General features: G+C 37.7%; 29 protein-coding genes and 2 other annotated features. Of the genes, 10 read left to right on the forward strand and 19 right to left on the reverse strand.

The features are described 5' to 3' along the window. Positions 1-32: 32 nt before the first annotated feature. Entirely contained in the window at positions 33-164 is a 132-nt protein-coding gene (locus MLOOGBEN_RS15345; RefSeq protein WP_179159139.1) for a YuzL family protein, read from the reverse strand. Between the two features lie 99 nt (positions 165-263). Here MLOOGBEN_RS15345 and MLOOGBEN_RS15350 point away from each other — a divergent pair, with 99 nt between their 5' ends. The 3 genes from MLOOGBEN_RS15350 (at position 264) to modB (ending at position 2,102) form a co-directional block, all read left to right on the forward strand. Further along, positions 264-506 carry a YkuS family protein gene (locus MLOOGBEN_RS15350; protein WP_179159140.1) on the forward strand — a complete coding sequence of 81 codons (243 nt, stop codon included), beginning with the start codon at positions 264-266 and terminating at the stop codon, positions 504-506. Positions 507-648: 142 nt separating this feature from the next. Next, positions 649-1,431, forward strand: a complete 783-nt coding sequence (gene modA / locus MLOOGBEN_RS15355; RefSeq protein ID WP_179159141.1) for a molybdate ABC transporter substrate-binding protein — start codon at positions 649-651, stop codon at positions 1,429-1,431. Between the two features lie 5 nt (positions 1,432-1,436). Continuing rightward, positions 1,437-2,102, forward strand: coding sequence for a molybdate ABC transporter permease subunit (modB, locus tag MLOOGBEN_RS15360; RefSeq protein ID WP_179159142.1), 666 nt, complete (start codon positions 1,437-1,439; stop codon positions 2,100-2,102). A 27-nt stretch (positions 2,103-2,129) separates the two neighbouring features. On the opposite strand, the gene MLOOGBEN_RS15365 is transcribed toward modB, so the two are convergent. Together MLOOGBEN_RS15365 and MLOOGBEN_RS15370 are read right to left on the reverse strand one after the other, a co-directional pair. Next, on the reverse strand, positions 2,130-3,275 hold the full coding sequence (locus tag MLOOGBEN_RS15365) for a D-alanyl-D-alanine carboxypeptidase family protein (RefSeq protein ID WP_256989118.1): 1,146 nt from the start codon (positions 3,273-3,275) through the stop codon (positions 2,130-2,132). 158 nt (positions 3,276-3,433) lie between these two features. Beyond that, on the reverse strand, positions 3,434-5,512 hold the full coding sequence (locus MLOOGBEN_RS15370; protein WP_179159143.1) for a phosphatidylglycerol lysyltransferase domain-containing protein: 2,079 nt from the start codon (positions 5,510-5,512) through the stop codon (positions 3,434-3,436). A gap of 188 nt (positions 5,513-5,700) precedes the next feature. On the opposite strand from MLOOGBEN_RS15370, the gene MLOOGBEN_RS15375 reads away from it, so the two are divergent. The 5 genes from MLOOGBEN_RS15375 (at position 5,701) to yidC (ending at position 10,740) form a co-directional block, all read left to right on the forward strand. Then, the gene (locus MLOOGBEN_RS15375) at positions 5,701-6,153 is read left to right on the forward strand and encodes a cupredoxin domain-containing protein (protein WP_179159144.1); all 453 of its coding nucleotides are present in this window, start codon (positions 5,701-5,703) and stop codon (positions 6,151-6,153) included. Positions 6,154-6,482: 329 nt separating this feature from the next. After that, positions 6,483-8,708, forward strand: a complete 2,226-nt coding sequence (gene pflB, locus MLOOGBEN_RS15380; RefSeq protein WP_179159145.1) for a formate C-acetyltransferase — start codon at positions 6,483-6,485, stop codon at positions 8,706-8,708. Between the two features lie 62 nt (positions 8,709-8,770). Then, positions 8,771-9,511 carry a pyruvate formate-lyase-activating protein gene (gene pflA / locus MLOOGBEN_RS15385; RefSeq protein ID WP_179159146.1) on the forward strand — a complete coding sequence of 247 codons (741 nt, stop codon included), beginning with the start codon at positions 8,771-8,773 and terminating at the stop codon, positions 9,509-9,511. 120 nt (positions 9,512-9,631) lie between these two features. After that, complete coding sequence (locus tag MLOOGBEN_RS15390; protein WP_179159147.1) at positions 9,632-9,946, forward strand: hypothetical protein; 315 nt, start codon at positions 9,632-9,634, stop codon at positions 9,944-9,946. A gap of 8 nt (positions 9,947-9,954) precedes the next feature. Then, on the forward strand, positions 9,955-10,740 hold the full coding sequence (gene yidC / locus MLOOGBEN_RS15395) for a membrane protein insertase YidC (protein ID WP_179159148.1): 786 nt from the start codon (positions 9,955-9,957) through the stop codon (positions 10,738-10,740). A 32-nt stretch (positions 10,741-10,772) separates the two neighbouring features. On the opposite strand, the gene MLOOGBEN_RS15400 is transcribed toward yidC, so the two are convergent. Then, positions 10,773-11,363, reverse strand: coding sequence for a GNAT family N-acetyltransferase (locus tag MLOOGBEN_RS15400; protein WP_179159149.1), 591 nt, complete (start codon positions 11,361-11,363; stop codon positions 10,773-10,775). A gap of 55 nt (positions 11,364-11,418) precedes the next feature. Beyond that, positions 11,419-11,625 carry a DUF6501 family protein gene (locus MLOOGBEN_RS15405; protein WP_179159291.1) on the reverse strand — a complete coding sequence of 69 codons (207 nt, stop codon included), beginning with the start codon at positions 11,623-11,625 and terminating at the stop codon, positions 11,419-11,421. A gap of 217 nt (positions 11,626-11,842) precedes the next feature. Between MLOOGBEN_RS15405 and sda the strand changes: the two genes are divergently transcribed. Then, on the forward strand, positions 11,843-11,968 hold the full coding sequence (sda, locus tag MLOOGBEN_RS15410; protein ID WP_411256763.1) for a sporulation histidine kinase inhibitor Sda: 126 nt from the start codon (positions 11,843-11,845) through the stop codon (positions 11,966-11,968). A gap of 96 nt (positions 11,969-12,064) precedes the next feature. Here the strand turns inward: sda and MLOOGBEN_RS15415 are convergent, their stop codons facing one another. From MLOOGBEN_RS15415 to trpE, 10 genes are all read right to left on the reverse strand, one after another. Then, on the reverse strand, positions 12,065-12,304 hold the full coding sequence (locus MLOOGBEN_RS15415) for a hypothetical protein (protein WP_179159151.1): 240 nt from the start codon (positions 12,302-12,304) through the stop codon (positions 12,065-12,067). Positions 12,305-12,438: 134 nt separating this feature from the next. Then, complete coding sequence (mnmH, locus tag MLOOGBEN_RS15420) at positions 12,439-13,518, reverse strand: tRNA 2-selenouridine(34) synthase MnmH (protein WP_179159152.1); 1,080 nt, start codon at positions 13,516-13,518, stop codon at positions 12,439-12,441. 219 nt (positions 13,519-13,737) lie between these two features. Next, the gene (locus MLOOGBEN_RS15425; protein WP_179159153.1) at positions 13,738-14,127 is read right to left on the reverse strand and encodes a hypothetical protein; all 390 of its coding nucleotides are present in this window, start codon (positions 14,125-14,127) and stop codon (positions 13,738-13,740) included. Between the two features lie 129 nt (positions 14,128-14,256). Further along, positions 14,257-15,042, reverse strand: a complete 786-nt coding sequence (gene trpA, locus MLOOGBEN_RS15430) for a tryptophan synthase subunit alpha (protein ID WP_179159154.1) — start codon at positions 15,040-15,042, stop codon at positions 14,257-14,259. Next, the gene (gene trpB, locus MLOOGBEN_RS15435; RefSeq protein WP_179159155.1) at positions 15,042-16,244 is read right to left on the reverse strand and encodes a tryptophan synthase subunit beta; all 1,203 of its coding nucleotides are present in this window, start codon (positions 16,242-16,244) and stop codon (positions 15,042-15,044) included. The genes trpA and trpB overlap by 1 nt, the downstream gene beginning before the upstream one ends. Next, complete coding sequence (locus tag MLOOGBEN_RS15440; protein WP_179159156.1) at positions 16,219-16,866, reverse strand: phosphoribosylanthranilate isomerase; 648 nt, start codon at positions 16,864-16,866, stop codon at positions 16,219-16,221. The genes trpB and MLOOGBEN_RS15440 overlap by 26 nt, the downstream gene beginning before the upstream one ends. Further along, on the reverse strand, positions 16,863-17,651 hold the full coding sequence (gene trpC / locus MLOOGBEN_RS15445) for an indole-3-glycerol phosphate synthase TrpC (protein WP_179159157.1): 789 nt from the start codon (positions 17,649-17,651) through the stop codon (positions 16,863-16,865). Before trpC ends, MLOOGBEN_RS15440 begins: the two co-directional genes overlap by 4 nt. Position 17,652: 1 nt before the next feature. Beyond that, positions 17,653-18,678: an anthranilate phosphoribosyltransferase gene (trpD, locus tag MLOOGBEN_RS15450; protein WP_179159158.1), complete on the reverse strand. Its 1,026-nt coding sequence runs from the start codon at positions 18,676-18,678 to the stop codon at positions 17,653-17,655. Continuing rightward, positions 18,650-19,261: an anthranilate synthase component II gene (locus MLOOGBEN_RS15455; protein WP_179159159.1), complete on the reverse strand. Its 612-nt coding sequence runs from the start codon at positions 19,259-19,261 to the stop codon at positions 18,650-18,652. Before MLOOGBEN_RS15455 ends, trpD begins: the two co-directional genes overlap by 29 nt. Continuing rightward, on the reverse strand, positions 19,258-20,640 hold the full coding sequence (gene trpE, locus MLOOGBEN_RS15460) for an anthranilate synthase component I (protein WP_179159160.1): 1,383 nt from the start codon (positions 20,638-20,640) through the stop codon (positions 19,258-19,260). Before trpE ends, MLOOGBEN_RS15455 begins: the two co-directional genes overlap by 4 nt. A gap of 71 nt (positions 20,641-20,711) precedes the next feature. Further along, positions 20,712-20,963: a binding site (T-box leader), on the reverse strand. 34 nt (positions 20,964-20,997) lie between these two features. Then, positions 20,998-21,249 (reverse strand) — a binding site (T-box leader). 178 nt (positions 21,250-21,427) lie between these two features. On the opposite strand from trpE, the gene bcbE reads away from it, so the two are divergent. Then, positions 21,428-22,711, forward strand: a complete 1,284-nt coding sequence (gene bcbE / locus MLOOGBEN_RS15465; RefSeq protein ID WP_179159161.1) for a bacillibactin exporter BcbE — start codon at positions 21,428-21,430, stop codon at positions 22,709-22,711. Positions 22,712-22,752: 41 nt separating this feature from the next. Here bcbE and MLOOGBEN_RS29290 read toward each other — a convergent pair whose 3' ends face one another. The 4 genes from MLOOGBEN_RS29290 to MLOOGBEN_RS15480 all read right to left on the reverse strand — a co-directional run bounded on the left by MLOOGBEN_RS29290 (position 22,753) and on the right by MLOOGBEN_RS15480 (position 26,872). Beyond that, entirely contained in the window at positions 22,753-22,878 is a 126-nt protein-coding gene (locus tag MLOOGBEN_RS29290) for a hypothetical protein (protein ID WP_256989119.1), read from the reverse strand. A 78-nt stretch (positions 22,879-22,956) separates the two neighbouring features. Then, positions 22,957-23,856 carry a 4Fe-4S binding protein gene (locus MLOOGBEN_RS15470; protein ID WP_256989120.1) on the reverse strand — a complete coding sequence of 300 codons (900 nt, stop codon included), beginning with the start codon at positions 23,854-23,856 and terminating at the stop codon, positions 22,957-22,959. A gap of 28 nt (positions 23,857-23,884) precedes the next feature. Further along, the gene (locus tag MLOOGBEN_RS15475; RefSeq protein WP_179159163.1) at positions 23,885-24,466 is read right to left on the reverse strand and encodes a DMSO/selenate family reductase complex B subunit; all 582 of its coding nucleotides are present in this window, start codon (positions 24,464-24,466) and stop codon (positions 23,885-23,887) included. Positions 24,467-24,478: 12 nt separating this feature from the next. After that, entirely contained in the window at positions 24,479-26,872 is a 2,394-nt protein-coding gene (locus tag MLOOGBEN_RS15480; RefSeq protein ID WP_256989121.1) for a DMSO/selenate family reductase complex A subunit, read from the reverse strand. Between the last annotated feature and the right edge of the window lie 46 nt (positions 26,873-26,918).

A 26,918-nucleotide genomic window follows, 5' to 3' on the forward strand; every position in this document is an offset into this window, starting at 1 on the left:
GGGCACCCGATGTGCCCGCTTTTTTCCCTTTATTAACCCCTCTTAGTTTTCCTGCGCGATGATGAAGCTTCTCTTGTTCCTGTTTCTGTTGTTGTTGTTCCTTGGCCTTCAACTTGCGGTGACGCCAGGCCAATGGTGGATGGATCCTTTTTTCGCTTTCCCATGGTTACACCTCCTCTTTTAGTTTTTGAAGATTATCGTGACTTATACAGAATAATTATGGGGAACTTTGGCATGATAATTTACAGGAGGAGGTGTTTTGTATGGCAAGAATTGGAGTAGAAGAATCACTAACAGATGTTCTAGAAGCATTAAGGGAAAAAGGACATGATGTAGTTCAACTTAGACAGGAATCAGATGCACAAAATTGCGATTGCTGTGTTGTAACAGGTTTAGATTCAAATGTTATGGGAATGCAGGATACCTTTACAAAAGGTTCGGTTATTGAAGCAAATGGGATGAGCGCAGAAGAAGTTTGCCAAAAGGTAGAAAGCAGATTTCAATAGGTTCAAACAACATAGGACAATTATGGAAAATACTTAAAACTGCCGCCCCGGCAGTTTTTTTTCTTATTCAATACTTTAAGGAAGTATATTCTTTCGTTATAATGTTAGAAGAAACCTTGTAAAATTTGAGAGGAAATTATGCATGAAGAATCCTTTTCTTGTCGTTTTTGTCATACTACTACTAGTTGGCTTAACGTCATGTTCGCCCGAAGAATCACAACAATCAAAACCAGTGGAAATAACGATTTCTGCCGCTGCTAGTCTCAATGAATCCCTAATAGAAATAAAAGAGAATTTCGAGAAAGAAAATAAAAACATAAAAATTTTGTACAATATAGGCGGCTCCGGAGCTTTGAAACAACAAATTCTCCAAGGAGCACCTGTTGATCTCTTCCTATCTGCATCACATGACCAATTTACCGAATTAATACAAGAAGGTTTAATCGATGCACAAAAGCAGTTTGATTTATTAGGTAACCAGCTTGTGTTAATCACTAACAAAGAAAATCCTGCACAACTTAATGGATTTTCTGATTTGACGGATAATCAGGCAAAAAAAATCGCAATCGGTATACCAGAGTCTGTTCCAGCAGGTAAATATGCCAAACAAACACTCAAACATACTGGTATTTGGGAACAAATTCAACCCATTGTCATTCAAACAAAGGATGTACGCCAAGTTCTAACTTATGTTGAAACAGGTAATGTTGACGCAGGAATTGTTTATATGACAGATGTAAAAGTATCAGATAAAGTTAATATTGTGGCAGTTGCAGGTGATCAGACTCATGATTCGATTATATATCCTGCAGGCATAATAAAATCTACACCCCATAAAAAAGAAGCTGAGCTATTTCTCGACTATTTACAAAGTAATACCGCAAAAACAATTTTTGAAAAATATGGCTTTATAGTATTGGATTGATGATTATGTTTGCATATGAATTTTGGCAGCCCCTTAGATTCTCTCTAGAAGTTGCATTTATTTCCGTCATTATTGTTAGCTTTTTTGGGATTTTTTTTGCGAGACTATTATATAACAAGAAATTTAAAGGAAAGATGCTGCTTGAAACCTTCCTTATGATGCCGATCGTTTTACCGCCAACAGTGATAGGATTTTTACTGATTTACTTTTTTGGAAGAAATAGCCCAATCGGTGCATTAATCGAGGGATTTTTCCAACATTCCATCATGTTTACACCCTGGGCTGCGATTATCGCTTCAACCACTGTTGCATTTCCACTTATGTACCAATCTGTTAAATTAGGCTTTCAATCGGTCGATAAAGATATTGAAGATGCCGCCAAAGTGGATGGCGGAAGCAGAGGAAAGGTGTTTTTATTGGTATCCCTGCCATTGACACTTCCCGCAATAATTTCCGGTCTGATTATGAGCTTTGCACGAGCTCTGGGTGAATTCGGAGCAACGTTAATGTTTGCTGGGAATATCCCAGGAAAAACACAAACAGCTCCAACAGCGATTTATGTTGCGATGGAATCCGGAAACATGCGTTTAGCTTGGTCCTTCGTTCTATCAATGGTACTCATTTCCTTTCTCATGCTGCTACTTTCGAATGTAATTCAAAAAAAGCCATGAAGAGTATATCTCTCCATGGCTTTTACGTCATTGTCTTTTCACCAATCTTTTTCTTACGCCCAGAAAAAGTCCTGCAAATGCAAAAACGATAATTCCATAAATAATATTTATACTGCTCTGCTCACTAGTTAACAGCTTTTCCTCTTTTACTTTTACTTTTACTCGTTCAGGTTCTTTTACTTCAAGTTGAATAGATTGAATGACTTCTCCATCGTTTACTACCTCGAGTGTACCTTGTTCAGTAATACTTTCTTTTGAACCATTGACATGCTCCGTAATAACAATATCACTTTTAGCATAATATTCTTTTTCTTTCATTTTAAATAACTCGTCTTGTTTAATAATACGATGTTGAAAGCTATTTAAACCATATTCAATCAGTTTTTCTGTATCCTGATAAGTATCCTTGCTTCTATCCCCTTTTAAAACAATGGCAGTCAGCTTTATATGTTCATTTTCCGCAGTTGTTGCTAAGGTATGTTTTGATTCATTTACAAACCCAGTTTTTCCACCAGTAATTCCTTCAACAGGAATCTCACCTTTTAAAAGTCTATGGTGCGTCAGGAGTGTCGTTTCCCAGGACTCTCCACTCCAAGGCAGCTCTTTAGTTCCGAATATCTCTGTGAACACTGGATTCTTTTTTGCATAATTAGTTATTAAGGCTAAATCTTTAGCTGTTGTATAATGATTTTCATTATACAATCCATTTGGATTTGTAAAATTCGTATTACTTACCCCGATTTTCTTCGTTAAATACTTATTTATATTTACTGCAAACTTTTCTACGCTTCCGTCTATATGCTCAGCGATTGCTACAGCAGCGTCATTCCCTGAGTTAATCAGCATACCTTGGATTAGCTTTTTTAAAGGTACCCTTTCACCTTCAACTAAATAAACTCTTGTTCCCTCTTCCTTTACCGCTCTAGGACTTATTGCGACAATATCATCAATATTCCCATTTTCAATTGCATAGATGGCTGTTGCAATTTTCGTCAAACTAGCAGGGAATAATCTTTCATCACTATTTTTATTATATAGAATGGCACCGGTTTCTGAATCTACTAACACTGCAGCTTCACTTTTAATATCTAAGGTCTTTTCTGCAGCGCGGCTATTTGCTTGGTTTGATAAGATAAGAAATAATAACATTAATAATGATACAAACCTTGACAATTTACAACATCCTTACTTTTATATTTACCACCTGATTTTATCAAATTATTATTGAATGTAAATATTTATAGAACAATTGTTAATTAAATGAAAGGACATTAAAGTGATTTTGAAATAATCGTAATAAAAAAATAGCTCAGCCATAGCCGAGCCGTGTCCTACCTTTTGTGCTTTGAAATTAATAATGTAATTTGGGTCATTGTTAATGGTAAAGAAAACGTTGATTTCCTTCTATAGCCTAAGTACTTCGACTCCCATTTGTTTGTATGCTTTTCTTTGAAATTTCTTAATCCCTGAAATTGATTTAGCTCGATACCATGTAGATAAATTTGCGCTGCAATTTTTTCACTTACAAATGCATATTTCGATACTCTCCCACCTAATTTAAAAAAGGTGTACCCGTTTCCATGGAGATATGGAAGCATTTCATCACTTACTTGATAGAAGACGGGGGTATATCCATATCGGTCTGCTTGTTCCTGAAACTCCTCAATCGCATTTGATAATTCGTTTTTATCACCTATCGGATCCCCAAGAATTACTAATTTATCTGCATACTGTTGAAAAGATATTAAGACATTCTTCTTGCTGTTCCAATATATATATTGATCATGGAGTAATAGTAAATGGGACAAACTCTTTCCATAATAGGTATTTAAATGATCTACTATCTCCTCTTCTTGACCAATAGAACCTTCAAATTTCCACTTTTTCGGTTTGCTTATTACGTATCCTGCATAAAGGATGAGTAATGCAATGAGCAAACCGATCATCGCAGAGCTGAATAGATCCGATGAATCTTCAATGACATAAGGCAATAATTGTGACGGGATGGAAATTTTACTGGATGGCAGATTAGAATAGCCAATTACCAAATACATTGAAATGATAACCGTAATAATAAGGATATCAACTGTGGTTTTCCCCCACGTTAGGACATAACTTTCCCGATAAAATTGTCCTCTTGACGTCCTTAGTAATAGTGCAACCGTAATAAGGAAAATAGCTTCTTCGTAATCAATTCCTTTAAAGATAGAAAAAATGGCAGCAAGAATTAACACAAGCATGGTCAAATCGTAAGTTCTTTTTACGCTGTATTCTATCCCTCGAGATAACCCAAGCAAGAGAAAGCCTGCAGCCACAGAAAGCTGATGAGAAATATTAATGATTGGAAAAGAAAGAATTTCCTGAGCTATTCTAAGTCTATCCATTATGCCTGGAACACTTGCGGATAATAGCAGGATTAAGCCTGAGAGAAAAACGAGTATAGTAACCATAACATGACTAACATTTTGGAGAATTGTATTAGGAATATTACTCCATGACTTGTTCCATTTCACCCAATACCGTTTAATAAAAAGAAGAGAACTGAATAAAAATGGGATTAAATAATATCCAATTCGGTAGAATAATAGGATAACAAGAACTTTTTCTTCCGGAACATTTAAGTCCTGCATTCCCCAAATAAAAACGATATCAAATGAACCAAGTCCACCTGGTATCATACTAATAATACCTGCACAAGCCGCCACAACATAAACAGGAAAAAGCTGTTCAAAGGTAACAGGAATATCAATAATCCAAGATAAAAACCAAATACCACAAAAAACTGAAGTCCACTCTAATAGTGAAATAAAGAAAAGTTTTACTCCTGATCCAACGGTGATTAACGACTGCTTGTCCCTTTTATTTTTAATTATATGAATTCCAAAAAATAATGGTAAGTATAATGATATACCCAAAATGGCAAAGAATAGCCATTTTGTTTCCACAAAAATGGGATGTTCACTGAAACTCAAAGCTACTATTATAGCAAGTAAAGACATTCCAGTCATATAAAAAAAAGAAACAGTAGCAATACCGCCTACTAACCTTCGCTTATCCTTTTCAAACTGATGATAGAAGTAGGTTCTTAACATTGCCCCAATTAAACCGCCAAAACCAAATAAGTTTGAGTAGGTATTCACAATTAATGCTTGTTCCAGGACATCTTTTTTCCTTGCCTTTATTCCAAGAATTTTCATTAGCATTACATCATAGAGAAGCATGGGTAACACAGCAGCAAACATTACAAAAAAAATAAGGATTAAAGTACCAGACCGTAGTTGTATAATTTCAGTTTGAAGTAATCCAAGGTCTAAATTCCCGATAAACTTTTTCAATTCAAGTAGTGCAAACACTAATAAGAGTAATGGAAAGAGAAATTTTACAACTGTAAATATTTTTCCTTTTTTCATACCGATAATTTACCACCTGTACTTTCAGACCTATTTTAAACTATAAACTTTTCAACTGGAAAATCAAAGAAATTATCATTTCTCTAAAGTATATGTACGAGCAATAGAAAAAAATTATAAAAAAGAGACAAGTTTACCTCCCTTCTCTGCATAAACATGAAATAGGACAAATTCTTGGGGGGTTAATAATGAAATTTTTAGTATTAAAGAAAGATACACTTGTTTTTATTTTGGTAACAGCGTTCTTACTCGTAACGATTTCTGCTTGGTTTTTGTTAAAGGCCGGGGATACTGCTGTGTTCAATCAAACAGCAAATGAAGATGTAAGAGAAATTCATATGGTCACAGTAGAATATAACAGCACTACAAAAGACGGAAAGGAAATAGAAGTATACCGGTGGGATCCAGGAACAATTAATGTTGATGCTGGTGAAAAGGTAAACCTATACATTAGTGGTATTAACGGTGAGGAGCACCCATTTTATATTGAAGGTACAGACATTAAAGGTACCGTTAAAAAAGGGGAAGAAACAATGGTACCGCTTCAAATTGATAAAGAAGGTACGTATCGTTTGATTTGTGAAGTACATGGAGACAGAGATCATAATGGTCCAATGATTGCAGACATCATCGTCGATTAAAAGCAGGAGATTTCTCTCCTGCTTTTTTTCAATTGTTATAGGCAGCTGTTTCAGTGGTTTGCACTATAAACATGTTGGTATTATTGATTTTTTCTTATATAACAGTTAGTGTATTAACTCAAATAATTATAGTACAGTTTTTCATAAACGCACATAACTCTTCCTTATACCGAAAGTAAAAAACCTTGATAAATCAATAAAGAAATAAGGTTCACAATATGTTAACAATCGATGTGACTTCATTCACAAAAAATCTGTTACACTTTAGATAAGAAATAACTATTACACAGTTATATTAAATGTAAACAAACTTACGAGGTGAACTAATCATGGAACAATGGAATGGTTTTACTAAAGGCACTTGGACAAAAGAAGTTAACGTACGTGATTTCATACTAAAAAACTATAATCAATACGAAGGTGACGACAGCTTCCTAGCTAGTGCAACAGATGCAACAAACATGCTTTGGGAGCAAGTAATGGAATTAACAAAACAGGAACGCGAAAAAGGCGGAGTCCTAGACATGGATACTGAAACAGTATCTACGATTACTTCTCACACTCCTGGTTACCTAAATGAAGAACTAGAAAAAGTAGTTGGTGTTCAAACCGACAAGCCCTTTAATCGCTCTATGCAGCCTTTCGGTGGAATTCGGATGGCAAAAGCAGCATTAGAATCTTATGGATACGAACTAAATCCAGAAATCGAAAGATTCTTTACAGAGTTCCGTAAAACTCACAACCAAGGAGTTTTCGACGCTTATACAGATGAAATGATGTTAGCTCGTAAAGCAGCAATTATTACAGGACTTCCTGATGCTTACGGCCGTGGACGTATTATTGGTGACTATCGTCGGGTAGCGCTATACGGTGTAGATTTCTTAATCAAGGAAAAACAAATGGATCAAAAGAATACAAGCAAGGTAATGACGGAAGACAATATGCGTCTTCGTGAAGAAATTGCAGAACAAATTCGTGCATTAAAAGAATTAAAAGAAATGGCCAGCAGTCACGGCTTTGATATTTCTCAGCCAGCAACAACTGCACAAGAAGCATTCCAATGGTTATATTTTGGATACTTAGCTGCTATTAAAGAGCAAAACGGTGCTGCAATGAGTCTTGGACGTGTATCTACTTTCCTTGATGTTTATATAGAAAGAGACCTGCAAAATGGTACTTTAACCGAAGTTGAAGCACAAGAAATCGTTGACCATTTTGTTATGAAGCTTCGTTTAGTTAAATTTGCACGTACACCTGATTATAATGACTTATTCAGTGGTGACCCAACTTGGGTAACTGAGTCAATTGGCGGTATGGCATCTGACGGTCGTTCACTTGTAACAAAGAGCTCTTTCCGTTTCCTACACACATTAGATAACTTAGGTCCTGCTCCAGAACCAAACTTAACAGTACTATGGTCACCACAGCTGCCTGAAAACTTTAAAAAATATTGTGCAAAAATGTCCATTAAAACTAGCTCTATCCAATATGAAAACGATGATATTATGCGTCCTGAGTACGGCGATGATTACGGAATTGCTTGCTGTGTATCCGCTATGGAAATTGGCAAACAAATGCAGTTCTTTGGTGCTCGTGCGAACCTTGCAAAAGCACTTCTCTACTCCATTAACGGTGGTGTGGATGAGAAATTAAAAATTCAAGTGGGACCACAATATCAGCCAATCACTTCTGAGGTATTGACTTACGATGAAGTGATGGAAAAGTTTGATCAAATGATGGAATGGCTTGCAGGTCTTTATATCAATACCTTAAATGTAATTCATTATATGCATGATAAGTACAGCTATGAAAGAATTGAAATGGCATTACATGACAGTCAAATATTACGTACTATGGCAACAGGAATCGCTGGATTGAGCGTAGTAGCTGACTCATTAAGTGCCATTAAATATGCTGAAGTGAAAGTTATTCGCGATGAAAACGGTCTAGCTGTTGATTTCGAAACAACTGGCGACTTCCCTAAATACGGAAACAACGATGACCGTGTAGATAGCATTGCCGTTGAAATTGTAAAAACGTTTATGAAAAAGTTACGTAAACACCAAACCTACCGTAATTCCGTTCATACAATGTCAATCTTGACGATTACATCAAACGTGGTTTATGGTAAGAAGACTGGAAATACACCAGATGGCCGTCGTACCGGCGAACCATTCGCACCAGGTGCAAACCCAATGCATGGCCGTGATACTAAAGGAACACTTGCTTCTCTATCTTCTGTTGCTAAATTGCCATACAGCTCAGCAATGGATGGAATTTCAAATACTTTCTCTATCGTTCCTAAAGCACTTGGCAAAGAAGAAGAAAGTCAGGTTCGTAACTTAGTGTCCATCTTAGACGGATATGCAATTAAATCTGGTCACCATCTAAATGTTAACGTATTTAATAAAGAAACATTAATGGATGCGATGGAACACCCAGAATTATATCCACAATTAACCATTCGTGTTTCTGGTTATGCGGTTAACTTCATCAAATTAACAAAAGAACAGCAGTTAGACGTTATTAACCGTACATTCCACGAATCATTATAAAATTAGATTATGGGGCTCCTTTTTAAGGGGCTCCTGCTTTAAAAATAAGGGGGATCTTCATCATGAACGGAAATATTCATTCAATTGAAACATTAGGAACAGTCGACGGACCAGGTATACGCTATGTTGTATTTACCCAAGGCTGCCTATTACGCTGCCAGTTTTGCCATAACGCGGATACGTGGGAAATCGGCAGCGGCAAACAGATGACCATTTCCGAAATCATGGATGATCTCATGTCATATCTACCCTTCATCCAATCTTCTGGCGGAGGAATCACGGTTAGCGGCGGTGAACCACTTCTACAAATACCGTTCCTTACTGAATTGTTTAAGGAATGTAAAAAGAAAGGGATTCATACGACCATTGATTCTTCAGGAGGGTGTTTCTCACACTCTAAACTGTTTATTGAACAGCTTGAAGAGTTATTAAATTATACGGACTTAATTTTACTAGATTTAAAACATATTAACCGTAAAAAACATATCCAATTAACCGGTATGGCAAATGACCATATTCTTGAATTTGCTAAGTTTTTATCTGACCGCAAAGTACCTGTTTGGGTACGCCATGTCCTCGTCCCTACTGTTTCCGATGAACCAGAGGATCTTCAAAAGCTAGGGGAATTTATTGGAACACTAGAAAATGTACAAAAGATTGAAATACTACCTTACCATAAGCTCGGTGTTTATAAATGGGAAGCACTGGGACTTGAATATCCATTACAACATGTGGAACCACCGACTGAAGAAAAAGCACAATTTGCTTATGAAATGATTACAGCAAAGTGGAAAAAACAGTAACTTAAAGTAGAATGCTGCTCTAAAGTTGAGCAGCATTTTTTGATAAATTGATTAAATTGATTCTTACCCCTTTCTCCTTTATACTCAATTCATGCAGCATTAAAAGCGAGGTGATTATTTTTGTACCAATTGCTCATTGATTTTACAGATACAAATGCGGTGGAAGCACTATATTTAAGTCTATATTTCGGTGTGATTATTAAATTACTATGGGCATGGAATGTGGAATATTGCTTTATGGGATCCATAAGCGAACCCGCACAAACAAAAATCAATCACCCATTGTTTATTTATAAAAAGAAAAGCTATCTGGACAGAAATATTATTCTTATTCGAATTGTAAAATATATTCGTAGAAAAGAATGTTCACAGAATGATACGGAAGAACCTATTTCCTCCTCCCTTTTGCAGATAAAACATTTTAAACAAATCTAGGAGGAAATATGAAAACCAAACGTTCTTTTAAGGTGTTACTATTATTAATTTTATCCACCATTTTGCTATCAGCCTGTTCGGCAGCTGAAGGTAAAGGAGATGGATTTTTCCATACGTATTTTGTTGAACCTTTTATTGTTTCCATTCACTTTTTAGCGGAGCTTTTCAATGGCAATTATGGATTATCCATTATTCTTGTTACCCTTATCATCCGTCTAATATTATTGCCATTTATGCTCAAGCAATATAAAAATCAAATGGACATGAAAGTGAAAATGGATGTCATGAAGCCGGAAATGGAAGAGATCCAAAAGAGAATAAAGGATGAAAAGGATCCCAAAAAGAAGCAAGAGCTGCAGCAAGAAATGATGGGTCTTTATCAGAAGCATGGTGTAAATCCGTTAAATATGGGTTGTCTGCCTATTTTGATTCAAATGCCGGTTCTAACTGGATTTTATTATGCCATTCGTGGTTCTGAAGAGATTGCTACCCATCAATTCTTATGGTTTAGTCTAGGACACCCTGATATTACCATTACTCTCATTGCGGGTGTAATCTATTATTTCCAATTTAAAGTATCACAGTCTAGTATGCCGGCTGCTCAGCAGCAACAAATGAAATTCATGGGTTTATTGTCCCCACTTATGATTGTTATTTTCTCTTTCAGTTCCCCTGCAGCACTTCCGCTATATTGGGCGGTAGGAGGTACATTTTTAATACTGCAAACATGGTTAAGCAGAAAGATATATCAAAATGGTAAAAAGACAGAACTGAAAGCTAGTACAAATCAATAGGTAAGAATAGAAGCATTGGATCCCAATGCTTCTTACTTTACGCCCAGTTTCCTTTCTAAATTCAACTTTACTGTCCCCCACTCATCATCAAGGATGCTATAGTAGACTGTATCACGTACATAACCACCTGCAATTTTCCGATCCTTCCGTAAGGTCCCTTCTTTTACAGCTCCAATTCTTTCGATTGCTTTTTGAGAACGGAGGTTTCGAGAATCTGTTTTAAGCTGAACACGCCTAACCTTCCAGCTTTCAAATACGTGTTGAAGAAGCAGATATTTACATTCAGTGTTTATGCTGGTTCTCCAGGAATCGGGATGATACCAAGTCGAGCCAATTTCAAGACTTTTTTGTTCAGGTGAAATATCTAGATACCGTGTACTTCCAATAATTTTGTCTTCCTGATTAACAACGGTAAATGTGTATTCGGTACCCTTTTCTCTCTTCTGGATAGCAGAAGCGATCATCTGCTTCATTTCTTCTTTATTTCTAACCGTTGTTGCCATGTAGGTCCAAATTTCATCTGGTTTAGCAGCCTCCCATAAGCCCTCAATATGATGGAGGCTGATTGGAAGTAATTTAACCTTTTCCCCTTTTAACTCAAAAAGCTCATTCCACATTTTCATTTCTCCTAATCCCCCTGTAATCTTTGTTAAAAAAATAGACTGCAGGCGAGGCCTATCAGTCTACATTCTGGAAATATTCTTTATAAAACCCGCCGACTTTGCCGGTATTGTCAATAATATAATAAAACTCTTCCGTTTCATTTTTAACATCATAAATTTTTCCGGCAGTTAATGCGTTATTTACTATATATTTTTTGGCATCCGTATGTATACATTTTACTTGTTTAACTGTTTCACGATCGCGCCATGTTAAATGAATCATCCTCACACCGTTCCTTTCTGTTACTAACTATTCCTTAGTATAATCAAATGAGACATGGTAGCGCAACTAAATTTCATTGGTGTCTTATCAAATATTAATTTGTTTTTAATATGACAAATTTGTGAATTGGGTTCTCAAATGGGAATAAAACGATTACAATATTAAAAACTGAATATTCAATTCATTTTCCAAAGGAGGCATTCTTAAATTGAAAATTATGAGTAACGAACAGTTGGTTGTTTCGTATCGGGATGCAGTTAAGTCTGGGAAAGAAAAAGAATGGATAAAGATTTTGAAAGATGAAATAAAACGTCGTGGATTAAGGCCATTTAAAAATCGATAACTTTTGCCATCTGAATTAAGAGCCGCCGCATACGTTCGGCGGTTTTTTCCTGTGAAATATAAAAGGCCGGAGTGCCCGGCCTTTTAGCTTTTGAAGTTATAAGAAACCCTTGGTTAATTCAAACAGCTTCGTTGGGAATAGAGGAGTTTTTCTTTTTTCGCTTATGGACGAGTCGATTACTTCCTTAACCTCGCTAGGTAATTCACTATGTCCACAATTTATACAGGTTTTAATAGCAGCACTTCCACTGAACACATTAATACCATCTTCTATTGTAAAAGCGACATGTTCCTGACAATCTACTAAGCGGTGGTGGTAAATTTTTGATTCCCTCATCGTTAAGCTTCCTTTCTATTATTGATTATACTTTTATTATAATCTGAAATAGGAGGAAATAGTTGTGGAATAATTTAGAATTTTCGTTCATTTATTGCAATTAAATGACTTTAACAATAATTTTCCCAATCAGCTTAAACCTGACCTTCAATGACCTCTTTGTTTTTTACAAAATGCTTGTCAATTTCCGCCATTACCATCACACTTGCATGGTTAGCATCGTCCGCAAAGACATCTATAAACTTCCCGTTGTATTCAAGAGTTGCATGATCATAGCGGGGATCATAATAATGTTCTAGTAAAATACGAATCATCGTATGATAATCCTTATTTTCTAAAGTTTGAAGCAGTTCCGTTTTCATATCATGGTCTTTAATTCTTCTTAAGATTTTTTCAATCCCAATTGAAATTTGTTCATGATACCAAGGCTCATTTTGGTAAGGCAAAACATATTCATTTACAAGCTGTATAACCCTTTGCTCTAAAGATGTGTGGATATAAATATTAATCCCTTTCATTTTCTTATCCATAAGTTCTTCAGGCTGAACAGCTTTCCCAATCCGTTTGCTTTCTGCTTCCATAACAAAATAAGCAGAACCTTGTATTTCTCGAAGTCCTTTGTATAAAAGGGAATCGAATATTTTTTGATTATTCCCTTCTCCAAGCCCAATTGTTCCAAAAATAGACCCTCGATGGGCAGCCATTTCTTCAAGATCTAGTATTGGGTACCCAAGAGACTTCAATGTCTTCAAGACTTCCGTCTTACCCACCCCAGTTAGTCCATGTAATACAACTGCTTTTTCTGGAAACATCGTCGGGATTTGCTTAAGAATGTATTGTCTGTAAGCTTTATAGCCTCCAGTTAACCGCATAGCATAAATCCCGGCAAATTCTAAAAAGGTTACGACCGCCTTGCTTCTCATTCCCCCGCGCCAGCAATGAATAACTAACTCGTCCCCATTTTGCATGGCTTCTTTTATTTCCTTTAGAAGTTTTGGGATTTTATGTGAAACAAATTCCATTGCTCTCCATTTAGCAGCAGGCTGCCCTTCATGTTTATAAATGGTACCAATTTCCTCTCGCTCTTTGTCCGTAAATAAAGGAATGTTGATTGCTTCCGGAATTGAACCATCCTTAAACTCAATAGGTGATCGAATGTCAATGATGGTGGGATTCTTTATCGTTTGTAATTCCTCAACAGTAATTTCCTTCATATTATATTAACTCCTCTTTTTTACTATCTAATTTTTATAAAAATAGGCTAAAACAAACAAAACTTCCAAGATTGGAAGTTTCAAATCAATAAATTAAAGGGAAATCCCTAATAAATGATTAAAATACAAAGAAGTTCAGTAAAAGTATAGACTAATTATATAAGAGATATACGGAGGTATCAAGAAGACATTCCTGCCAATTTGATATAGGTAGAAGTTTTAGCGGAAGGGTATTCCTGTTAATTTTTCAACGGCGTGACAAAATCGTTTCCAGTCAGGTGGAAAACATTCAATTCCTTCACTCTCATAAACTTTGTGTTTGGTATTTACCCTAATAGTCCAATATTTCCCATCAAGGATGATTCCTTCTTCCTTTCGATAAGAGGGTTCCCATTCCCAGATTTTCATTGAATAAATTTCACTTTTAAAATCAGCTATGTTTCCGATTGATTTATTCTCAAGATTGGTAAATGGGAGGATATTTTCTTTGTTTCTCCATTCAAAGACAGTAAATGTATCCCGAAAAAAATCAACATGTACTTTGTAGGAGCTTCCTGAAAAACTATCAATACCTGCAATTAATGTGTTGATTGTTTCCTTCACCTTCATCAGACATCCTCACCCTAACTTAACCAAACTTAATCTTCTAACAAAATTATAGTAAATATTCTATAGAGTTGCTGTAACAAATGACACTAGCACAAAAAAATCCACTCGTAATGAGTAGATTTTTTTCTTCTATCTAATGTTTTTTTCAGGTTTAAGAACAGACATAAAGCTTTCCAACCCATTGATGTCGTTTTTATTGAGTAAGTCGACTATCTTACTGCCGACAATCACTCCGTCGCAATGAGTGGTTAACTCCTTGATTTGACTTTCGGTTGATATTCCAAACCCAGCCACAACAGGAATCGGACTTACTTCCTTTACTCTCTTTAAAAATTCCACCACTTCTTGATCGAATTCATTCCTCGTTCCCGTTATACCTTTTACCGTTACTGTGTATAAAAAGCCTTTACCTCTACTCGATATTTCTTTAATTCGCTCTCTTGGCGAGGTCAGCGTAACAAGTCTAATTAATTCAATCCCTGCATTTTCGAGCTCAGCGGCAAGCAAATCTTCTTCCTCAATCGGAAGATCAGGAATAATACACCCGTCTACTCCGGCTTTCGCTAAATCTTTTGCAAATGTAGAAATCCCATATGAATAGATAGGGTTTAGGTACGTCATAAGCACGATAGGGATAGAAACTACTCCCCTGGCTTTTGTAAGTTCGGCAATAATTCCTCTTAATGTTGTTCCATTTTGAAGCGACCTAATACCTGCTTGTTGAATGGTCGGACCATCTGCGACAGGATCAGAAAAGGGAACCCCTACTTCAATGAGTGTCGCACCAAATTTCTCCAAAGTAGTGAGAGTTTCAGGTAATATATTCAGACCGCCATCGCCAGCCATAATATAAGGAATAAAAGCTTTTCGATTTTGTTCATTTAAAGCCTTAAATGATTGTTCAATTCTATTCATTATGCCCTCTCCCTTTCTAACCTTTCTTTTATAGCAGTTACGTCTTTATCACCACGACCTGATAAACAAATAACTATATGCTCTGTTTCCTTCATTTGGGCAGCAAGTTTAACAGCAAAACTGACGGCATGAGCACTTTCAAGAGCTGGAATAATACCTTCAAGTTTTGATAAAAGCTGAAAGGCATCCAATGCTTCTTTATCCGTTATCGACTGATAATTCGCTCTTCCACTGTCTTTTAAGTAGCTATGTTCTGGTCCTACACCAGGATAATCGAGTCCAGCTGAAATCGAATGTGCTTCGATTATTTGCCCTTCATCATCTTGCAATAAGTACATGAGTGCACCATGGAGAACACCTGGTTTTCCTTTTGTGAGGGAAGCAGCATGAAAATCGGTGTCAGTTCCCTGTCCAGCAGCTTCTACGCCATAAAGGCTTACTTCTTTATCTTCGATGAAGGGATGGAACATTCCAGCGGCATTGCTGCCACCGCCGATACAGGCGACAACGGCTTCAGGAAGCTTTCCTTCCTGTTCAAAGAACTGTTGTTTTGTTTCTTTGCCAATCACACTTTGAAAATCTCTAACCATTACTGGAAAGGGATGTGGTCCCATAACAGAACCTAATAGATAATGTGTATCCTCCACATGTTCAACCCAGTAACGTAAAGCTTCATTTACGGCATCCTTTAAGGTTGAGCTGCCAGAAGTAACACTAACAACCTTTGCCCCGAGCAGCTCCATACGAAATACATTTAATGCCTGTCGTTTGATGTCCTCTTCTCCCATGAAAATAATGCATTCAAGATTTAATAAGGCACAAACTGTAGCGGTTGCAACTCCATGCTGTCCTGCACCAGTTTCCGCAACGATTTTTCTTTTTCCCATTCTTACGGCTAACAGAGCCTGACCGATTGCATTATTTATTTTGTGGGCACCTGTATGGTTCAGGTCCTCCCTTTTAAGATAAATTTGAGCTCCGCCAGCATATTTTGTAAGATTCTTTGCAAAATAAAGCGGCGTCTCTCTCCCCACATATTCCGATAAATATCCATCAATTTCTGCTTGGAAACTTGGGTCCTCTTTTGCGATTTTATAAGCTTCATCCAGCTCAAGAACAGCTTTCATAAGTGTTTCTGGTACAAACCTTCCGCCATAAATACCAAATTGCCCTTTTTCATTCGGCAGTGTATATGAATTCATTCCCTTTTCCTCCTGTTTGGCTCCCTTTAGCCTTAATTATGAATGATTGGATTTTGTTTAGATCCTTTTTCCCTTCAGACTCAACACCACTGCTTACATCGACCATGTACGGTTTAATCAGCTTTATTGCCTCTTCCACATTTTCTTCATGCAATCCACCGGCAAGAATCACTTTTTTTTCCTTAAGATCCCCTGCAGAAATACAGTTCCAATCAAAGGATAAGCCGTTTCCTCCTCTGTATTGCCCTTTAGGTCCGTCAATCAAAAGGTATTCACACTTATAATTTTCAATTGACTTTAAGCTCTTTTCGTCATGAATACTTATTGCTTTTATAACCGGATACGAAAGGGATTCACAAAATGCAGGAGTTTCATCGCCGTGTAACTGAACATGCGTGAGACCCACACTTGAAGCAATTTCCTCTATCTTTTCTTTCGCCTCATTAACAAACACCCCAACCTTTAATATCTCTCTCGGTAAATGTTCAATGATTTCCTTAGCCTTTACTTCTGTAATCTTGCGCTTGCTTTCTGCAAATACAAATCCGAGGGCATCAGCACCATAGTCAACAGCTGCAATTGCAGTAGTAAGGCCAGTTATACCACAAATTTTCACCTTCATTGTTTTAAACCACCTGCTAGCGGCAGCCTGAAATCTTTGAAGGACTGTAATAGGTCAGGGCTCTTCATGAATGCTTCTCCAACTAAAATTCCATTTGCCCCTGCGTTTCGTACACGCTCCACATCTTCCTTCTGATGGATCCCACTTTCACTAATAAGAAAGGCACCTGCATCCTTAATGGATTTTGCTAAGGATTCTGTTGCCTCAAGTGAAACCGTAAAGGTCTTTAAATCCCGATTGTTAACACCGATTAATTGGGCTCCTATTCGAAGGGCCTTCTCTAACTCAACTTGATTATGAACCTCCACTAACACCTCTAAATTCAAGCTTCGTGCATATTGATACAACTTGGCAAGGGTTTCTTGTTCTAATGCGGCCACAATCAGAAGGATTATATCTGCACCATTTTCAGCGGCCATATCAATTTGACTAGAATCAATAATAAAGTCCTTGCAAAGGATAGGCAAATTGACCGCCGCTCTTACGGCTCTTAAATCTGAAAAGGAGCCTTTGAAAAAGGTTGAATCGGTTAGCACTGAAATAGCCGATGCTCCTGCCTGCTCATATCTTGCTGCCTGCTCAGCCGGATCAACTCCACTGTTAATGATTCCTTTCGATGGAGAAGCACGTTTAAATTCTGAAATAATGGCAATTTCATTTGCTTCCATTAATTTTAGAATAAAGGATCTTCTAGGCTTCGCTTCCATTTTCATCAAATTTCCTTCGCGAAGTTTTTGGACCTCTTTTCGTTTTTCCTCAATAATTCGATCTAATATCGTTTCCACCCTATATCGCCTCTCTTTGACCTTTTCTCGTCATTTTGATTAAACCTTGTAATTTTTCATAGGCAGCTCCTGAATCAATGACATCCCTTGCGATGCTAATTCCATCAGCAATGTTTTCTGCCCTTCCGCTTGCATAAATTCCTATTCCTGCATTTAATAGCACTGTATCTCGGCAGGCACCCTTTTCGCCTGAAAGAACATTTTTAAGAATGAGGGCATTTTCTTTAGAATCCCCCCCCTTAATGGCACTGTTATCATACTGTGGAAGTCCCACTTCACCCGGTACAAAGCTTTGGCTGGAAATCATCCCATCTTCTAAAAGTGTTAGATGGTTCTCCCCCTGAAGCGAAGCCTCATCCATAAAGCCTGCGCCATTGATGACGACTGCCCGCTTACGACCCAGATTTTGCAGTACTTCTGCAAATACAGGAAGTAAGTCTCTGCGATAGACACCGAGTAATTGATAGTCTAAATCGATAGGATTTGTAAGTGGTCCGATAAAATTGAAGATGGTTGGGATTTTCAATTGTCTTCTAACGGTCGTTACCTTCTTAAGTTTGGGATGAACATTTGGTGCGAATAGGAAGGCAATACCTAGTTCATCGAGAATTTCTTCTGTTCGTTCTACTGATAAATTTAAATTAATTCCTAAATACTCAAGCACATCCGCACTTCCTGTTTTGCTCGATATGCTTCGGTTGCCATGTTTGGCAACAGGGATACCAGCACCTGCAATGACAAATGCCGAAGTAGTGCTGATATTAAAACTCGAAGAACCATCCCCGCCAGTACCACAATTATCGAGAACATTTGGAAACTTCTTACGAAATGGAAGAGTGTTCTCCTTTAGACCTTTGACGATGCCAGTTATTTCTTCGACTGTTTCACCTTTTGACTTTAACCCCATTAAAAAGGCAGCAATTTCACTTTCAGAAACTTCTTCACCTAATATGCAGTCCATCGCCTCCTTCATTTGAGGCTCTGTAAAGGATCCACCGTCAGCTAATTGGAGTAGAAAGTTCTTCATTTTTCATCTTCCCTTCTATCTGAGTTAAAAAGTTTTTGAGCAATTGCTTCCCAGTTGGGGTGCCGATTGATTCAGGATGAAACTGCAAACCGAATACTGGATAATATCGATGTTTTATCGCCATAACTTCCTGGTCATCCATAGATTGAGCGACACACTCCAAATCGGAAGAAAGGCTATTTTTATCGACAACCAAGGAATGGTAGCGCATTACCTCTAATGGTGAAGGTAAATAGGCAAAAATTCCGAAGCCATTATGCGTGATTTGTGATGTTTTTCCGTGTTTAATGAAGTCTGCTCTTTTAATTTCACTGCCAAAAGCAGCACCGATTGCTTGATGTCCTAAACAAATTCCTAGGATAGGAAATTCTTGATATAATTTTTGAATGGCCTCTATGCATATTCCTGCCTCTTCTGGTTTCCCAGGGCCTGGTGACAGAATGATTGCCTTCGGATTCATTTCCCTTATTTGCTCAACGGTAAGTTGATTATTTCTAATAACCGAAACCGTTTCTCCTAATTCACCTAGATACTGATATAGGTTGAATGTAAAGGAGTCAAAATTATCAATCAGTAAAATCATTGTTCTCCCTCCAAAAAGGCTTTTAATTTATTAATGGTTTCTTCATACTCTGACTCTGGATTGGAGTCGTGTACAATTCCTGCACCAGCCTGTATATAAGCGGTTCCTTCTTTCAAAATCATCGTACGAATGGCTAAGGCAAAATCTATATTCCCATTGGCGGATAAATAACCTATAGCACCGGAATAAAGGCCGCGTTTTGATTTCTCTAATTTATTAATAATCTCCATCGCTCTTATTTTCGGTGCCCCTGAGACGGTACCTGCTGGAAGACAGGCAGCCAATGCATCAAGATTGCTATGCTCTTCTGTTAACGTTCCGCTAACTTCTGAAACAAGATGGATGACATGGCGGAACTTTTCAACCTGCATATACTTATCCACCGTTACAGATCCAAATTCACAAACCCTGCCTAAGTCATTTCTCCCAAGGTCAACGAGCATTTTATGCTCTGCCAATTCCTTTTCATCACATAACAACTCTTTTTCAATCAGATGATCTTCCTCAACTGTTTTTCCTCTTCGTTTTGTGCCAGCGATTGGATTGGCGTACACCTGTGACCCTCTTGTCTTTATAAGGCTTTCTGGGGAAGAACCGATTACGGTATAAGCTTCGAAATCAATATAAAACATATAAGGTGTAGGGTTATGGGCACGGTGTTTGCGATAAAGTGATAACGGTGAGCCTTGGAAAGATGACTTCATTCGTCTTGAGAGAACCACCTGAAAAATATCACCTGCTATTATGTGCTCTTTGGCAATTTCTACATTTTTAATAAAATCTTCTTTTGAGGTTTCCGACTGAAAGCCTGTAAATTGAAAAGGTTGGTCATCCTGATATAGGGCAGGCTGCTTTAGCTCTTCCATTCTTTGTTCCAGCCTTTTTTCAAGTAAATCTTTATCGCCATCTTCAGTAAGAGTAAGTCCGCAAATCGTTATTTTTTCTTCAAGATGATCAAAAACAATGACTTCTTCATAAAACATTAAATGGACATCAGGCATTTCCAATCCATTTGGATACTCTTCGCCAATTACTTCAAATTGGCGGATGATATCATAGCCGACATACCCCATAGCCCCGCCGATAAACGGAAAAGGTGCTTCATCAATCTCCGGCAGCAATGTCTTAATTATTTCAAGTGGATTACCTTGTATAACCTTCTTATCGCCATTTCGATAATGAATTTCATTTTTGTCACTTGAGCTGATGAGTTCAAAAGCCGGGTCAGCTCCAATGAAAGAGTAGCGTCCTGAATCATGGTATTTATGCGAGCTTTCTAATAAGAATTTTTTGTTTCCCTTAATTCTTTGCAAAATAGAGATAGGTGTGTACGTGTCTCCTTTTAATTCCTTAAGGAAAAAGGTGTTTTTTGTTTTCATGTTTTCTGCATCCCTTCGTAAAAAAATAAAAAATCGTCCTCTATATGCATAAGGAATAAAAACTTATGCATATAGAGGACGATTCTAAAGTCGTGGTGCCACCTCATTTTGAAGCTGTTAAATTACAGCTTCCTCCTTCAGATACAGAACCAATAAAGTCCGATACCCTATCCTTTTAACGGTGGAACTCCGTGCGGCCCTACTTAGGTTCAGGCAGCCTCTCACAAGTCCATTCCACAAATCCATTCTTACCGGGTTCTCACCATCCCCGACTCTCTGAAAAAGAATTAAATAAGTGTACTACTCTTGTTCAACGATTTTATTTTTTAAATTAAAAACAAACAGGGCCCTCCATCCAAAAAGGACGGAAGACCCGTGGTGCCACCTTCATTAGCCAAAAATCAGCTCACTTTACCGATATCAAAGCATTACATGCTTGAATATCTGCCTCTTTTAACGATGAGGATTTCGCCAAAGCCTACTGACCCTATAGGAGGTTCGGTTTGGAGGCTCCGAAGTCCATTCACTTAAACGTCTACACTGATTCACACCATCCATCAGCTCTCTTAAGAATCCGTAAAAGTTACTACTCTTCATCAATGCCCTTCGTATTGATTTTTATATTAAACCATTTTCAAACCTAATGTCAACATTAATTTTTAGAAAATTCAATTTAGAGAATATATATCGTTATTCCATTTAAAGGATTACTATTTGATAGTTATTTTGAAATGAAGATGTCAATATTAACATTAGCACATCATGATGAAGGCGGGATAGAAGAAAAATGGATCATATTGAACAATTATGCCCAAGTTCAGAGGCTGTGAGAAATAAATCCTCTTCAGCTGGAAAAAAGAAAAAGTCAGATGAAGTTTCCAAACAAAAGTGGGCAATTCTCTCACTATCATCCATTCCGTTAGTAATGACGTTAGGGAATTCCATGTTAATACCTGTGCTGCCCTCAATGGAAAAAAAATTATCGATATCCTCGTTTCAAACAAGTATGGTTATTACAGTATATTCAATTGTTGCCATTTTCTTAATACCGGTCGCAGGCTACCTATCTGACCATATTGGCAGAAAAAAGGTAATCATTCCAAGTCTCATCATAGCTGGACTTGGAGGTTTACTATCAGGATGGGCTGCTTGGAAACTGGACAATGCCTATTGGTTAATATTAGTAGGGCGTGCACTTCAAGGGGTGGGAGCGGCAGGTGCTGCCCCGATTGTACTTCCTTTAGTTGGTGACATGTTCAAAAATGACGATGATGTCAGCAGCTGTTTAGGTCTAATTGAAACAGCTAATACGTTTGGAAAGGTTCTTAGCCCTATTTTAGGAGCTGTCCTAGCAGGATTTATCTGGTTTTTACCTTTCTTTTCATTTCCAGTGTTTTGTACCATATCGGTTATCTTGGTAATGATTTTAGTTAAGTGTCCTGAGCCTTCAAAACCAATTCCCTTTAAACAATTTTTTATTAATGTAAAGAAAACCTTTACTGAGAAAGGTAAATGGTTATACGCTATCTTTTTTATTGGCGGAATCCTAATGTTAGTGCTTTTTGGTATATTATTTTACCTATCTGAAATCTTTGAAACGAAATATGGTATTAAAGATATTAAGAAAGGTTTATTTTTGGCCTTACCACTTGGGGCACTATGTTTGTCATCCTTTATTGCAGGCAAGGTAATCAAAAAAAATAAGGTCCTCATGAAATGGATCACCTTCGGAGGGATTATTGCAGCAGCTTTATCCATTTTGGCCCTATGGTTCTCGATTAAACTCTGGTTTATGATTAGCATGTTTTTAATAGCAGGTATCGGAATCGGGGGAGGACTTCCGTGTTTAGATGCCTTAATTACTGAAGGAATTGAGAAGGAAGAGCGAGGTACAATTTCCTCCATCTACAGCTCAATGAGATTTATCGGAGTAGCAGCCGGCCCTCCGATTATTGCTTTGTTAATGAAAGGTGCTACTTACTGGATATTCATTACACTTAGCGGACTAAGTATCATTGCGTCATTTGTTGCCTTAATTGCTATAAAACCGGGAACGAAAAGTCAAAACTAAAATAGCGCTGGGGCTCCCCCAGCGCTTACCATTTTTTTATTTTATGTCTGAGGCTTCTCTTTCTTAGCCTTTTTGTTTTGAGGAGATATTTCATTGGCAAACTCTGAGTTCGTTAAACTCTTTGCTGATTGAAGACCAGATTTTGTCTTGATATTCCGTTTCGTCACATAATCACCACCTATGTTTAGATGGATTTAATTTGTCCAAATGGAACAAAATCTATGATGGTGATAAAAGGGTTTATTTTAATATGGACTTAACCAATCAGGGTCTCTATTTATACAAACATGACATTTCTCAATTTCCACATCAAATGTATAAAAGGTATGCTCACAGTTCTTACACGTCTTCTGATGGATATTTTTTTGATCTTCGCTTTTCCTCTTAATTTCTGGTACAATCTCAAGCGCATTTTCCGGACAAACATCGGTACAAGACGTGCAACCCACACATTTTTCATTTTCAATCATGAGCTTACTGTCCTTAATATGAAAGAGGTTTTCAGGACAAAGAGTAAAGCAAGCCTGGCAGAGTGTGCATTTCTCTTTGTTTAACTTGACACCATAAAATTGATAATCAGGATAATACTTTGTTATCTTCCAGTCATCCTTCTCCATCTTCCATGAAGCTGGAGTCATATTCTTTGCTAGTTGTTTTCCTTCTTTTTGAAGTGATCCAAATAAGGCTCTTCTAGAAAGAACTTCATCCTTCACCTTCTCGATCACTACAATTGGACTTTCATTAAGCAATTGTAATTGACTATTTGTCTCGTATAGCACTGTTTCCCAGTCTTTGTTTAATGGCTGATGCGCTTGAATCGATGTCATTCCTCTCTTTTTATATATGAGCAATTCCTTAATTGATGGCACATAATTCGTATCAATAACCAGGGTGCCTCTCTCGAATGCCCGATTAGTAACAATTCCCTCTATTGCAGACATCGGGCAGGCAATCATACACTCCCCACACATTGTACACTTATTTGTATCAATGATGGGTAGATTTTCCTTTACTACAATTGCTTCATGCTCACATTTTTTCACGCAATAACCGCAAGTTGACTTCCTGTTCCGCTCTCTAACACATTTAGTGGTTACAATTATTTCTTGATGCAGGCTCTCTAGCCAATTTATGAGGATTGACATCTTTTCACCAACTCATTTTTTAAAGTCTTTATACAAGCTTAGCGTCACGATGCGGCGTAATCACAATGTTTGGTTTCGTAATTGAAGGACTTGGCATCCCTTTAATTTGTCTAATTTTACCGTATTTTCTTCGCAGTTCTTCTATCGTGCCAAATTCTATTGCTCCTAATGGACATGTCGCAACACAAACAGGATCTTCTCCTTTTTCTTGGAGATCAATACAAAAATTGCATTTGTTTGATTTAAACGTTTCTTTGTTATACTGTGGTCCACCATACGGGCAAGCACTTACACATAACTGTGCTCCTGCACAAATTTCCTGATCTATTGTAACAATTCCATCCTCGTCACGTTTTACAATCGCACCAGTAGGACAGCTTTTGAGACAAGCTGGCTGTTCACAATGGTTACACGCAATCGAGAAATAGTACGACTTCACATTTTGAACAATTCCGCCGTTAGGCTGCTGTATATAAGCGCCTTCTTCTTTTGTGTAAACCCTGCGGAAGTTTATCCCAACTTCCGTATTATTCTTATCTTTACAAGCCACACTGCAAGCTTTACAGCCTTGACAGATGCTTTGATTGATATAAAACCCTATTTGACCCAAGGTAGTCACTCCTTACGCTTTTTTCACTTCAATAAGATTTGTTAATTGTGGATTTGATTTTGCTAGTGGTGTCGGCCGCTGAGACGTTAAGACGTTTATTGAGCCCCTTTGGTCCGTTCCCGCTTTGTCTGGTGTATACCAGGCACCTTGAGGAATACCAGCAACACCAGGAGTAATTCGCGTCGTTACCTTGACATCAATCATCAAGCTGCCACGGTCATTAAATACATGAACTTTATCACCATCTTTAATTCCACGCTTCTCGGCGTCTTTAGGATTCAACCACATTTCTTGCTTTGCCGCTTCCTCAAGCCAAGGCATATTATCATAGGTGGAATGACATCTACGCTTATAATGCCAACTGATAAGCTGTATTGGATACTTTTCAATTAATGGATCTTCCGGGCCTTCCCATGAGGAAATATATTTAGCTATAGCTGGTATCTCCTCATGCTGGTTCATATCCCAAAGAGTCTTAGAGAATAGTTCAATTTTCCCCGAAGGTGTTTCAAAAGGGTTATTCTCTAGATCATCAATCTGTGCTTTGAAGCCAACGAGCGGTTCATCAAATTTAAAATGGTGGACACCCTTTTCGCGGAACTCTTCAAATGTCGGAAAGTTTGGATCGAGCTCTTCACGCGTTCTTTTAATACTTTCTTTTACTAAATCAAGAATAGTCATGCCCTCAGTAAATTGTTCCTTTACCCCTAACTTATCTGCCACCTCAGTAAATACATCATACTCATTTCGGCATTCATAAAGAGGTTCAATGGTTTTATCACCAAAAACGACGTAATCTCCAAAGCACCACGGCACCCCTATATCATATCTTTCAAAAAAGGTTGTTCCTGGCAAAACAATATCTGCATACCGGGCACTTGGAGTCATAAATAGATCACTGACACAGATAAATTCCACTTTACTTTCATCTTCTAAAAGACTTGTTGTTTTATTGATATCAGCATGCTGATTAACGAGCATATTCCCAGCCATGTTAAAAATTAATTTAATATTCGTTGTTAATTTATCTGTACCTTGAAGACCGTCTGCTACAGTCATCTCGGTACCTTGTTCGACTGCCTTTGTCCAGAGAAAGCAAGGAATCGAAGACTTTATTGGATTTTCCACTTTAAAAGGATACACAATATCCGCCCGGCTCCAGTAACCTGTTCCTGCTGCCCATCCGCCCAGTTTACCAACATTTCCTGTTAGACAGGCTAATTGAGCTCCTCCCCGCATAAATTGCTCACCATATGCCTGACGTTGTGCTGCCCACCCTTGTATAAGAGCTGAAGGTTTTATCGTGGCATAATTTCTGGCAACTTCACGAATCTTTTCAGCTGGCACCCCACATATTTTTTCTGCCCATTCAGGTGTTTTCGCTACTCCATCTTTTTCACCCAAAAGGTAACTTTTTAGTGATTCTTCTTTACTTAGACCTTCTGGCATATGGTCGCCATCAAACCCAACACAGTACTTATCGAGGAAGGCTTGATCATGTAACTTCTCCGTTACAATGACATATCCCATAGCGTCCATCATTGCATTATCTGTTGTTGGCTTAATTGGTATCCACTCATCAGCAAATGTAATAGCTGTATCGGTATATCGCGGGTCTATCAGAATAATTTTTGCTCCATTTTTCTTTGCTCCCATTAGATACTCCCTGTATGGAGTCGAGAAAATCATTTCAGATGGATTTTGCCCCCAAAGGATAATGTATTTTGAATGTAACAGGGAATCAAAGCTACTCCCTGAATTGTTCGTACCATACGTATAAGGGGTCGCCACATTTCCTGCCCCTGAACTATAATCATTCCGATAATTTAAGTAACCGCCTGTAAGAGCTAATACTTTTCTAGCAGCGTTTCTTCCGCTGTGAAGCCCCCAGCTTTGTCCAGAGGCGTAATTAACATATCTAGACTCCGGACCATATGTATCCCCAATTCGTTTTATCTCGGAAGCAATCGTTTCAATAGCTTCATCCCAAGAAATTCGTTCGAACTTTCCTTCGCCACGCTTACCGACACGTTTCATTGGATACTTAAGGCGGTCTGGATGATACAATAAATTTCGATAGTTTCTTCCACGAACACAGGCTTTAAGTGGAGGAATGGAAGGGTCTCCGCTTTCCTGGGTGTCTGTTGCTACTCGTACCACCACTCCATCTTTTACATATGCTTTTATGACACATCGGCCACCACAGTTATTGATACTACAAGTAGAAACCACCTTATCCCAATCACTTGCACTTGCCACGTTTTCCCTTTTTTGCTGGTCAATCAATAATTTTGTCCCTACACCTCCAGCAATTACAGGAACACCAATTGCCCCCGACCATTTCAAAAATGTCCTACGCTGCATTTTATTAGCCAATAAATTCTTAACAGGACTGTCTTTAGACATTAATAAATGCCTCCTTTTTTGATTGTGAAATAATTCACAATTATAT

The organism is Bacillus sp. EB106-08-02-XG196 (assembly GCF_013396335.1).
GTDB lineage: Bacteria > Bacillota > Bacilli > Bacillales > Cytobacillaceae > Neobacillus.